This window comes from Pantoea wallisii (assembly GCF_002095485.1).
Lineage (GTDB): Bacteria > Pseudomonadota > Gammaproteobacteria > Enterobacterales > Enterobacteriaceae > Pantoea > Pantoea wallisii.
In genome coordinates this window covers 37,105-48,907 of record NZ_MLFS01000036.1, presented here as the reverse complement: position 1 = coordinate 48,907, position 11,803 = coordinate 37,105, and the positions used below count along the sequence as shown (strand labels likewise).

General features: G+C 57.8%; 8 protein-coding genes and 1 pseudogene. 3 read left to right on the top strand and 6 right to left on the bottom strand.

All coding sequences use genetic code 11. The features are described 5' to 3' along the window. The 3 genes from HA48_RS13555 to fdhF form a co-directional block, all read right to left on the bottom strand. The coding region (locus HA48_RS13555) for a cytochrome ubiquinol oxidase subunit I (RefSeq protein WP_244182850.1) at positions 1-761 on the bottom strand (761 nt) is incomplete at its 3' end. Between the two features lie 13 nt (positions 762-774). Continuing rightward, positions 775-1,260, bottom strand: coding sequence for a DUF1641 domain-containing protein (locus HA48_RS13550; protein WP_128601783.1), 486 nt, complete (start codon positions 1,258-1,260; stop codon positions 775-777). Beyond that, a complete protein-coding gene (gene fdhF / locus HA48_RS13545; RefSeq protein WP_128601782.1) occupies positions 1,260-4,232 on the bottom strand; it encodes a formate dehydrogenase subunit alpha in 2,973 nt (990 codons plus the stop codon). The genes HA48_RS13550 and fdhF overlap by 1 nt, the downstream gene beginning before the upstream one ends. Before the next feature lie 302 nt (positions 4,233-4,534). Between fdhF and HA48_RS13540 the strand changes: the two genes are divergently transcribed. After that, positions 4,535-5,428 (top strand): SDR family oxidoreductase, encoded by an 894-nt coding sequence (locus HA48_RS13540; protein WP_128601781.1) that lies wholly within the window; start codon positions 4,535-4,537, stop codon positions 5,426-5,428. Between the two features lie 74 nt (positions 5,429-5,502). Continuing rightward, positions 5,503-7,317, top strand: a complete 1,815-nt coding sequence (locus tag HA48_RS13535) for a glycoside hydrolase family 15 protein (protein WP_128601780.1) — start codon at positions 5,503-5,505, stop codon at positions 7,315-7,317. A 107-nt stretch (positions 7,318-7,424) separates the two neighbouring features. Here the strand turns inward: HA48_RS13535 and HA48_RS13530 are convergent, their stop codons facing one another. Further along, positions 7,425-8,279, bottom strand: a complete 855-nt coding sequence (locus HA48_RS13530) for a DMT family transporter (protein WP_128601779.1) — start codon at positions 8,277-8,279, stop codon at positions 7,425-7,427. Positions 8,280-8,494: 215 nt separating this feature from the next. After that, on the bottom strand, positions 8,495-9,400 hold the full coding sequence (locus tag HA48_RS13525; RefSeq protein ID WP_128601778.1) for a LysR family transcriptional regulator: 906 nt from the start codon (positions 9,398-9,400) through the stop codon (positions 8,495-8,497). A gap of 134 nt (positions 9,401-9,534) precedes the next feature. On the opposite strand from HA48_RS13525, the pseudogene HA48_RS13520 reads away from it, so the two are divergent. Then, positions 9,535-10,283: pseudogene (locus tag HA48_RS13520) on the top strand (SDR family oxidoreductase). A gap of 56 nt (positions 10,284-10,339) precedes the next feature. Here the strand turns inward: HA48_RS13520 and HA48_RS13515 are convergent. Further along, positions 10,340-11,776 carry a sugar porter family MFS transporter gene (locus tag HA48_RS13515; RefSeq protein ID WP_279626741.1) on the bottom strand — a complete coding sequence of 479 codons (1,437 nt, stop codon included), beginning with the start codon at positions 11,774-11,776 and terminating at the stop codon, positions 10,340-10,342. Between the last annotated feature and the right edge of the window lie 27 nt (positions 11,777-11,803).

The window sequence follows — 11,803 nt, the reverse complement described above, 5'->3', positions numbered from 1 at the left end:
CTGCCCTCAATCGCCGCCAGCTTGGCGGGCTGCCAGGCCAGGGTATTTTCCCCCTGCAGATCGCCCACCACCAGCTGCAGCGGCACAGCAATCAGCGATACCGTCAGCGCACAGCGCAGCATCAACCGGCTGGCGCCCTCTGCCGGATGCCGGCGCAGACGCCAGGCCGCAACGCCGCTCAGCAGGAAAGCCACGCTAATCCAGGATGCCAGCAACATGTGCGCCAGCCGCCAGCCAAAGGAGGGTGCCGCAAGCAGGCTGGCGCCACTGTCCGGAATAAACTGCCCCGCCTCGTTGATACTGAACCCGGCCGGCGTCTGCATCCATGAGTTGGCGGCCAGAATCCAGAAAGCACTCAGCACCGCGCCACACGCCACCAGGCAGGTCACGGCAAAGTGCACGCCCGGGCGTACCCGGTCAAAACCAAACAGCATCACGCCGGTCAGCGCGGACTCCAGAAAAAACGCCACCAGCACTTCATACAGCATCAGCGGACCGATAATACCGCCGGCCTTACTGGCGAAAACCGACCAGTGCGTGCCGAACTGAAACTCCATCACCACGCCGGAAACGGTGCCGATGGCAACGGTCAGGGCAAAGATCTTTATCCAGAAATGCAGCGCCTGGCGCGCCTCCGGAAGTTTGCCCCATAGCCAGCGCGCTTCAAACCAGACCAGAAAGGGTGCGAGGCCCAGCGTCAGGGCCGCCAGAGTAATGTGCATGCCCATAGTCAGGGCAAATTGCGCCCTGGCGATCAGCAATACCCACTCCGGGCTAGTCACGGCTCGGCTTACCGCTATAGCGGGTTATCGGCTTCTCTTCCTCGCTTTGCATCTCACGGGAGAAGGTCTCCAGCGCCGCCAGCAGCGGGCGAATGCCCTGCCACAGGGACTCATCATTAAGCAGTTTAAGGATGCCGCTAACGCCTGGCGCCGCTTTCTCCTGCTGTGCAGCATCGCTCGCAGGTTTCATCGCCAGCAGCGCATCGCGGAGCGCCAGCAGCAGATGATTGAAACGCTCCGGCGGAATGGTACTCAGCGTCATAAACAGCAGCGACAGATTTTGCGCCGCATTCTGCGTACCTGGCCGGTTAAGGCCTGCCGCCAGGATTTTACCGATGTCATTGTTGGCTTTGACAACATCATTCGCCAGGCGCAAAAAACCGTGCTGATGCAAGTTCTCCAGCAGCTCGTTCAGCGCTTCCTGCGCGGTCGGTTCGGTGCGTGCCGGGGTCGGCTGATAGTCAAGGGGTTCGGCCATTAGCTCTTCTCCGGGTGGTTTACGTGTTCAGGCGGCTCGCGGTAATCAGGCTGCTGCCACTTCTGTTCAACCGGCAGATGATCCAGCGGGGTGCGCTGCCCGTGACGGAAATTATGCAGCGGGATCGGATGCGGCTGCGGTGCGCGCGCCAGTTTCTGCATACTGACGGCAATCTCTTTATAGGCTGGCGTATTCACATCAGGATCGTGGTGATCGCCCGTCAGGCCATTCACGCCCGGTTTACCGTGGTGAATCGGAATAAACAGGACGTTACCGGCCACGCGTTCGGTAATCACCACCGGGACCTGAAGCTCACCGCGCCGCGAGCGCAGCATCACCCAATCGCCCTCTGCCAGCTGCCGCTGCTGTGCCAGCTGCGACGAAATCTCGACAAACCAGTTGGGCGAAAGTGAAGTGATGCGCCCGCCCTGCCCGGTCTGATTGGTCGACTGGAAGTGCTCCAGCATGCGGCCATTGTTCAGCAGCAGATCGTACTCCGCGTCCGGCGCCTCCATCGGCGGTTGCCACTCCAGCGGATAGAGCCGTGCTTTGCCGTCCGGGAACGGGAAGGTATCGGTGTAGAGTAGCGGTGTGCTGCTGCCATCGGCTTTTACCGGCCAAAGCTGTGACTGCCAGCCCACCAGATATTCATAGCTGACGCCGGCAAACAGCGTCGCGATACTGGCAGCTTCTGCCATGATCGCGCCAGGATTGGGGTAGTTCCATACATGGCCCAGCCGTGCGGCTAGTTCTGTCAGAATTTGCCAGTCCGGTCGGCTCTCGCCCAGCGGCGGCAGCGCGGCGGAGAAGTGCTGAATGCGCCGCTCGGTGTTAACGAACGTGCCCTCTTTTTCCAGGCTCGGGCATCCTGGCAGCACCACGTCAGCAAACTGCGCGGTGTGGCTCATAAAGATGTCCTGCACCACCATGAAATCGAGTTTACTGAACGCTTCATGCACCTTGCTGGCATCGGCATCAGAGAAGGCGGTGTCTTCACCGATAATGTACATGGCGCGCAGCTGCTGTTCGTGGGCCTCCTGCACCATCATAAAGTTATCCAGACCGGGCTCAGCCGACAGCGCATCCGGCGCGACACCCCAGGCGCGCGCCCACTTTTGTCGGGCGTCTTCATCACTGACTTTCTCATAGCCGGGATAGACGTTGCTCAGGCAGCCAAAGTCGCTGGCCCCCTGCACATTGTTGTGACCGCGCATCGGATACGCGCCGGTGCCCGGGCGGCCATAGTTGCCGGTCACCAGCAGCAGATTAGAGAGCGCAGTGCTGGCATCCGCACCGTGGCTATGCTGCGTAATCCCCATCGCCCACAGCAGGCATACGCTTTCGGCGCGGCCAATCATCTCTGCTGCTTCGGTGAGCTGCTCAATGCTCAGGCCAGTGACCTCACTCGCCATCTCCAGGGTAAAGGGCGCCAGTGACGCGCGATAGGCATCAACCTGATTAACCCGGGCCGCCAGAAAAGCCTCATCGGCATAACCGTGATCGAACATATATTTCGCCATCGCCGATGCCCACACCATATCCGTACCCGGGCGGATGCGCAGGAAGCAGTCGGCGCGTTCAGCCATTTCGTGGCGACGCGGATCCACCACCAGCAGCTTTTGGCCGTGGTGTTTATGGCTCTGTTTTATATGTGATGCGAAGACCGGATGGTTTTCCGCGAGATTACTGCCCACGGTAATGATCAATGCCGTCTGTTGCAGATCGCGCAGCGTGCCGGCATCTCCACCGTACCCCACGGTGCGGAACAGCCCTTCGGTGGCCGGGTTCTGACAATAACGCGACGAGTTATCCACGTTATTAGTGCCAAAAATCAGACGGGCGATTTTCTGAGTGAGATACGCTTCCTCGTTGCTGGCTTTACTTGAACCAATAAAGCCGATGGCGTTACCACCGTGATCGCGCGCTACGGCACGTAACCCTTCAGCGACCCGCGCCAGCGCTTCATCCCAGCTTGCCGGGCGGAAGCGGCCATTCTCGCGAATCAGCGGCGTGGTGATGCGGTTCGGGCTATTAATAAAGTCCCAGCCGAACTTACCTTTCACGCAGGTCGAGATACCGTTAACCGGCGCATCAACGACCGGCTGCACCTTGAGAATGTGACGATCGCGCGTCCAGACTTCAAAACTGCACCCAACGCCGCAATAGGTACAGACGGTTTTGGTCTTTTTGATCTCCGCCTTGCGCAGCGCATTATCGATCAGTGAAATGCCGGTGATTGGCTCCATGCCGATGCTGTTCTCCAGCGTTTTCACAAAATCAATCAGTGGCCGTTTCAGATCTTCATCCATATTGGTGAACGGGCCGGCATTGGGCTGCATGGTCTTCTCCAGCAGCGCATTGCACGGGCAGACCGTGACGCAGTGACCGCAGCTGACACAGCTTGATCCGGCAATCTGCGTACCGCCGTCCCACAGTACGCGCGGGTGTGCTGCGCTGTAATCAATAGACAGCGTTTCGTTCACCTCAACGTTTTGACAGGCTTCAACGCAGCGCCCGCACAGGATGCACTGGTCAGGATCGTAGGTGTAAAACGGGTTGCTGTGATCTTTGCTATCGGGTTTTGGCTGATAAGGGTAATACTGAATCGGAATATGCATATCGGCGACGGTGTCATGCAAGGTGCAGTCGCCGGTATTGTGTTCGCATACCGTGCAATAAAGTTCATGACGATTCAAAAGTCGATCCATGCCCTCCTGCTGCGCCGCCTGAAGCACCGCGCTCTCGCTTACCACCTTCAGGCCCTCCCGGGTGCGCAGTGTACAGCCACGCACCCGCTCGCCATCCACCTCGACCCAGCAGACATCGCAGCTTTGCAACGGCGGCAGAGCCGGGTGGTAACAGACGTGAGGCAATTTTTTCCCCTGCTGTTGCAGGAAATCAATCAGAGGCTGATTGGCTTCCCCGCTCAGGCGCTCACCATTAAAGAGAATGGTGCAGTGTGCTTCGCTCATTTTTTGCCTCATACACGACAATGCTTATTTTAATTAACCCGGTAATATCCGGATATTTTGTAAAGTTATGCAATCAGCTTAGATTCATTTCCCGACACTGCAATTCTACCGATGCGCTTATAGGGTTATCGCTTGGTGTGTAAGGTTAGATAATCATTATCTTAGTGATTTTGTAACTAAAAATAATCTCAGGGCAGATTGTCATTCGCTTAAATAAAAATCAGTCAGTCACTTTTTTACGTGACAAATATCACATCTCTGCCAGGCTTAATTCACACGTTCCACTGTACAAGGAGATAAGTATGACTTCATTTACTAATAAAACGCTGATTACCCAGGAGTATCCAAAGCCGCCGTTTAACAAACAGCGTCAGCCGATTCCCGGATTAGCCAGTAAGATGGAACCTCGTCCTGACCACGGTGAAACCAGCTATCGCGGCACTGGCCGCCTGACCGGGCGCAAAGCGCTCATCACCGGCGGTGATTCCGGGATCGGTCGTGCGGTAGCCATTGCCTATGCGCGTGAAGGCGCAGATGTCGCGATCAATTATCTACCGGAAGAGGAAGAGGATGCGGCAGAAGTCGTAAAATTAATCGAAGCTGAAGGACGTAAAGCCGTGGCTATTCCCGGCGATATTCGCTCCGAATCTTTTTGCCAGCAGTTGGTTAAAGAGGCGGCTCAAAAATTAGATGGCCTTGATATTCTGGTTAATAATGCCGGACGTCAGCAGTTTAATGAATCTATTCGTACGCTCTCTACGGAAGATTTTGATGCCACGTTTAAAACCAACGTTTATGCCATGTTCTGGATAACCAAAGCGGCGCTGGAATATCTGCCGGCCGGTTCATCCATTATTAACACCAGTTCCGTTCAGGCTTATGAGCCGAGCGCTATTCTGCTGGATTATGCGCAAACCAAAGCGTCAATTGCGGCCTTTACCAAAGCGCTGGCAAAACAGCTGGGCGAGCAGCAGATTCGCGTTAATGCCGTCGCGCCTGGCCCATACTGGACCCCGCTGCAGGTGTGTGGTGGTCAGCCGCAGGAGAAAGTCGAACAGTTTGGCGCGACTGCACCGCTGGGCCGTCCGGGCCAGCCTGCTGAGATTGCACCGCTATATGTGACGTTCGCTGAAACCACGAACAGCTTTACCTCTGGTCAGGTATGGTGCTCTGACGGTGGTACCGGCACCCTCTGATCCTGCGATGTTTGAGGAATTGCGTGGCTGCCTGCGGGCAGCCACGCTGCTGTTTCTGCTAACAGGGAAGAACCATGAACAATCAGATTCTGCATTCGCCAATGCGTGAAGAGGGATTTGCACGGCTGGGCGACTATGCGGCGATTGGTGAGGGCCGCTCAGTTGCGCTCATTGCTCCCGATGGCGCTATCGACTGGTGGTGCGCCCCCAATCTCGACTCTCCTCCGCTGTTTGACCGCCTGCTTGACCCGGAGATCGGCGGTTTTTTTCAGATTGAACCTGACGAGCCTTATCACACCGAGCGCGCCTACCGTGCTGACAGTAACGTGCTGGAGACACGCTTTGTGACGCAGCACGGAAGCGTACTGCTGACTGAATCCCTGAACAGCACGCTGGCCGGCCGCCTGCCATGGAGTGAGCTCGCGCGGCGCATTGAAGGGGTTGATGGCGAAGTGAAACTGCGTCTGACGCTGCGCTTCGGGACGGTCGCGGAGACCCGTTCGCCCTGGCAGGACAGCACGGAGCAAGGCGATGTTTACCATATTGCCGATTTGATGGCGATGCTGCGCACCAGCGATGACTGGCACATTGAGAAGCGTGATGATGAGCGCATCTCCGCGACGTTGCGTACCTCCCCTGGCAGCCGTTCGCTGGTGGCGCTGCTGGTAACCGAGCGGGAACCGCTGGCAGTACCCGATCTGGAGGCTATCGATACCCGTATCGAGACCAGCCATACCGCCTGGTGCGACTGGACGCGCAGCCTGAGCTACGACGGCCGCTTTGCCGGACACGTGCGCCGCTCCGCGCTCTCCCTGAAATTTTTATGGTATTCACCGACCGGTGCGCTGGCTGCTGCGGCAACCACCTCGCTGCCTGAGGGTATTGGCGGTGAGAAGAACTACGATTACCGCTATGCATGGGTACGCGACGCCTGTTTGATCATCAAATCTTTTGTTTTTCTTGGCGCGCTGGAGGATTGTAAAGCCGCGTTCTCGTGGCTCTCCAAAACCATCATTCGCCACGGTACTGCCCTGCGCGCCTGTTATACGCTGGAAGGCGACATCGTGCCGGCGGAGCACTATCCCCCACTGCGCGGATATCACCATTCTCAGCCGGTACGCATCGGTAATAATGCACGCGATCAGGTCCAGCTCAGTATGTATGGCGATATGCTCGCGACCGCCGAACTGTTTATCCGTGCCGGACATATTCTCGATCTTGCCACGTCTCGCATGCTGGGAGACCTGGCCAACCACTGCGCCGATCTGTGGCGGCAGAAAGATAGCGGCATCTGGGAGTTACCGGAGCAGCAGCACTACACGCACTCTAAAATGGCGTGCTGGCTGGCGCTGGATCGCGCTGTGGCCATGGCAGAAGCGCGCCATATCGAACCCACGTGGCTGAAGCGCTGGCAGCGTGAACGCGATCGGATAAGCGAGTGGATTGAGGCGCACTGCTGGTCAGAACAAAAGCAGGCTTACCTGTTTTATCCGGAGAGCGAAGATCAACTGGATGCCGCGCTGGCGCTGGTGCATCACTACGGTAATAGTGTAAATCCGGAACGTATGCGCGCCACCTACCGTGCCATTCAGCAGGATTTAGGCAACGGCAGCGCCATGCTCTACCGCTACAGTGGCGTGGATAAAGAGGAGAGTACTTTTATCGCCTGTTCATTCTGGCTGGTGGAAGCCTGGGCCGCCATGGGCGAGTGCGATCGTGCCGAGAAGGCGATGCGGGAGATCCTGGATAAGCTCTGCCAGCGCGGCAACGTCGAGACGTTTAATGAGATGTTCGATGTGCGCACCGACGAGTGGCGCGGCAACATGCCGCAGGGCCTGAGCCATCTGGCGCTGATCTGTGCCGCACAGGCATTGACCGATCACGGGTAGATGCGTTCTGGTTGGCCGTGTCGTGGCGGCCCATTCAGCCAGCCACGACACGGCCAGGTCATCGTACTATGGCCGCTGAATGGCGGGATGCGATGCGATGACGTCGGTCATGGTATACGAAACACCAGCATAATCCCTGCCAGAATGGCCCCCATCCCCACCAGTCCGGACACCGGCAAGGCGTTGCCCAGCAGCAGATAATCCAGCAGAGCCGTAATGACCGGTACCAGATAGAACAGGCTGGTGACATTAACAATGCTGCCACGGCTTAACAGCCGGTAGAGCAGCAGCTGTGCAACCACCGAAATCATCAGGCCAAGAAACAGCACGGCAATCCAGAAATTGAGCGTAAAACTGATGTGAAACGTCTTAACGGGCAGCAGCGCCACGCACAACAGCAGACTGATTGCATACTGGAGCGGCAGCACCTGAGCCGGATGTTGAGAAATGTTTTTTTGCATGATCGCGCCAAACGTCATGCACAATAGGGCCGCCAGGGCAAACAGAATCCCGCTAATCGGCAGGTGCGACGCCGCCAGGCTACGCCACACCAGCAGCATCAGGCCGCTCAGTGCAATGAGCAGGCCAGCCAGCCTCATCCCCTGCATCCGCCTTTCAATCAGACAAAGCGTCAGAATCGGCTGAATCCCCATAATGGTAGCGATAAGGCCAGGCGTAACACCTTCAGCCATTGCCTGGAAATAGCATACTGAATAAGCGCCTATCAGGATTAATCCGGTAATCAGCACGGTTTGGCGTGTTCCCGCCTCCGGCAGCCAGCGCCGGCGGAAAGCGCCGATCAACAGCAGCGCCAACAGCGCCACGCTAAAACGCACAATCAATAACGCCAGAGGTGAAGCGTTATTGAGACCCAGCCGGGAGAAAATTGCGGCACTGCCCCACAGCAGCACGAAACCCGACGTCGCAGCCTGCGACGCCAGTAATGAAGAGGTAAAACGCATGGTTAATGCTCCTGCAACAAACGTTGGAAATGACGGTATGACCGATTTCGGTTCCTAATGAACCACAACGATTGCCGCAGGCGGTGGCGGAGAGCAGAAAGCAGACAGGCGCAGAAGTTCTGGCAAATCGTGTGCAGCAAAGATCGTCATTGCGCGGGCCTGTATTCATGAAGAGGAAAGAGAGATTAAAAAACTAACAGATTGATTACCGCCTGTCATCCGTTGAGTCGCGGCGGAAACACCTCGCGGAGCCACTCAATAAATACCCGGAGCCGCTGCGTCAGGTGGCGATTCTGCGGATAGACCACATGAAACGGATAGTCCGCCGGTCGCCAGTCAGCAAGGATTTCAACCAGCCGCCCGGCAAGAAGATCTGCCGCCGCCGCGTAACGAAAGGTCTGGATAATTCCCAATCCGGCTACCGCAGCCGCAAGGTGGGCGTTGCTCTCATTTACGCCTATCCGGTGATCAGTTTTGAGTTCAATCTTCTCTGCGTCGCGCGCGAAGCGGAAGGGAAACGCCCTGCCGTTTTGCGGTGACAGATAACTCACCAGTCGGTGGCCATTCTTCAGCTCCAGCGGATAAGCCGGCAGGCCATAAGTTTTCAGATAGCCCGGCGTCGCGCAGGTGATCATCTGCGCATTGCCCAGATGGCGTGCCACCAGCGAGGAGTCGCTTAAGGGGCCGCCGCGTACCACGCAGTCAACATTATCGCTGATAAGATCAACCGCGCGGTCCGCGACGCCAAGGTCGATGTGAATTTCCGGATAGCGCGCCACAAAATCCGGTAGCGCCGGAATAAGCACGTCGCGCGCCGTTGAACCGCCAATGTCGATGCGCAGGTGGCCGCGTGGCTTTCCGTTCACCGCGTTGAACGCGCTGTCGATATCCTCCAGGTTGCGCACAATGCGCAGCGCTTTGACATAATAGTCATGCCCTTCTGGCGTCACCGTCACCCGCCGCGTAGTGCGCTGCAGGAGCCGTACGCCCAGATGCGCCTCCAGCTCCTGCACCAGTTTACTCAGCGTGGCGTTCGGCATATCCAGCGAATCCGCCGCCCGGGTAAAGTTGCCTGCTTCCACGACGCGGGCAAAGGCCCGAATTGCCATCAGTTGATCCATCGCCAGCGATTATCCACACAGAGAAATAGTCCTTTCGATTTTACACCATTTATCACTAAAAGCCTCAACGCTACATTGCTCTCCATGCACTGCAACGCAGGCATCACAATCACAAACACACTGGAGAGAACATCATGAGCGCATCACTGAAAGATAAAATTGCTTTAGTTACCGGCGGTACCAGCGGCATCGGCCTGGCCTCAGCGCAAGAGCTGGCCGCACAGGGCGCACGCGTTTTCATTACGGGCCGTCGTCAGGCGGAGCTGGATGCAGCAGTCGCCAGCATTGGCGCCGCTGCCACCGGCATTCGGGCGGATGCCTCGCAGTTAAGCGATCTGGATACTGTGTATGCCCAAATCGCTAAACAGGCTGGCCGGCTGGATATTCTGTTTGCCAACGCCGGCGGTGGCGACATGCTGCCGCTTGGCGCCATCACTGAAGAGCACTTTGACCGAATTTTTGGTACCAATGTGCGCGGCGTCCTGTTTACGGTGCAGAAAGCGCTGCCGCTGCTGAGCGATAAAGCGTCGGTGATTCTGACATCCTCTACCACATCCGTGCAGGGCACCGCCGGCTTCAGCGTCTACAGTGCCAGTAAAGCGGCGGTGCGTAACTTTGCCCGCTCATGGGCGCTGGACGTTAAAGAGCGCGGCATCCGCATCAACGTGGTCAGCCCGGGCCCTGTGCGCACACCGGGTTTAGGCGATTTGGTGCCGGAAGATCAGCGTCAGGGACTGTTTGATGCCCTGGCCGCGCAGGTGCCGCTGGGTCGTCTGGGCGAGCGGGAGAGATTGGTAAGGTCGTGGCGTTTCTCGCATCCGATGCATCCAGTTTCATCAACGCGACAGAGCTGTTTGTCGACGGCGGGATGGCGCAGGTTTGACCCCCTGACGTTAGATGTAAAGTGGTCGCCTCACAGGGCGACCACATAACACTTCATTACTGCGGTTGCCGCGCCTGCTCGCCACGAGCCGCAGCGGGTGTGGTGAGCTGCTGCTCCAGCTGCTCCAGCGAGATCCCTTTGGTTTCCGGCACGCGACGCAGCACGAAGACAAAACCCGCCGCGCAAATCACGCCATACAGCATGAAACTGCCCGCGGCGCCCAGCGAAGCGTTGAGCAACGGAAACGTGTAGGTCAGAACAAAACAGGCAATCCACAGCGCCAGGGTCGCTACCGACATCGCCAGGCCACGAATGCGGTTCGGGAAGATCTCCGCCAGCAGCACCCAGGTCACGGGGGCCAGCGTCAGGGCATAAACCGCAATGGCCGCCAGCACCAGAATCAATACCGGCCAGCCGGTAATGCCCAGCGTATATGCACCAGCGATCAGCGCGTAGCAGAGCGTTAACCCGCCGGCACCCAGCAGCATCAGTTTGCGGCGCCCTAAACGATCCACCAGCGGCAGCGCGACTATCGTCGCCACAAGGTTGATCAGGCCCGTGGCAACTATCGATTTTAGCGTGCCGTTGATATCAAAACCGGCCGAAGCGAATATCTCCTGCGCATAGTTAAAGATCACGTTGATGCCGCACCACTGCTGGAAAATCGCCAGCACCATGCCGGTTAATACGATTGGCCGCATGCGTGGCTCCAGCAGAGAGGCAAAGCTGGCGCGCGTCTGTTGTCGATCGCGCTGCACCGCGTGAGCAATCTCCTGCAAAGTCTGCTGCGCATAGTCCGGTGAGCCAATTTTATTGAGCGTTTTGAGCGCACGCTCGCGCTTGCCGGCCAGCATCAGCCAGCGCGGCGACTCCGGTACCCACATCATCAGGCCGAGGAACAGCAGCGAGGGCACCGCTGCTGAAGCAAACATCCAGCGCCAGCCATACTGGCCGTTCCAGCTCTCCCGCAGGGCAGCCTGCGTGGCCTCGCCTGCTACCGGGTCGGCAATCATCAGATTGATCAACTGCGCTGCCAGCACGCCAATCACAATAGTCAGCTGATTCACTGCCACAAATTTACCGCGCCGATCGGCCGGGCTGATCTCCGCGATGTACATCGGACTGAGCGCAGAGGCGATACCAATGCCGATGCCGCCGACAATGCGCCATCCGATAAAGAGGGCGAAGCTGCTGGCGAGCGCCGTACCCAGTGCTGAGACCACAAACAGCAGCGCGGCGACGATCAGCGGCATGCGGCGACCGAGCTTATCGGCAGACCAGCCGGAGAGCAGCGCGCCAAACACACAGCCGACCAGCGCCGAACTCATCGCCCAGCCGGAAGCCGCCGGATCGGTGACGCTAAACCACGCTTCATAAAACGGCTTAGCCCCGCCGATGACCACCCAGTCATAGCCAAACAGCAAACCGCCGCAGGCGGCTACCAGGCAGATGCTCCATACGTAACGCATATTAAGTTGTGAGTTATTAGCCACGTGCTCTCTCCGCACCAGGGTCAAAGT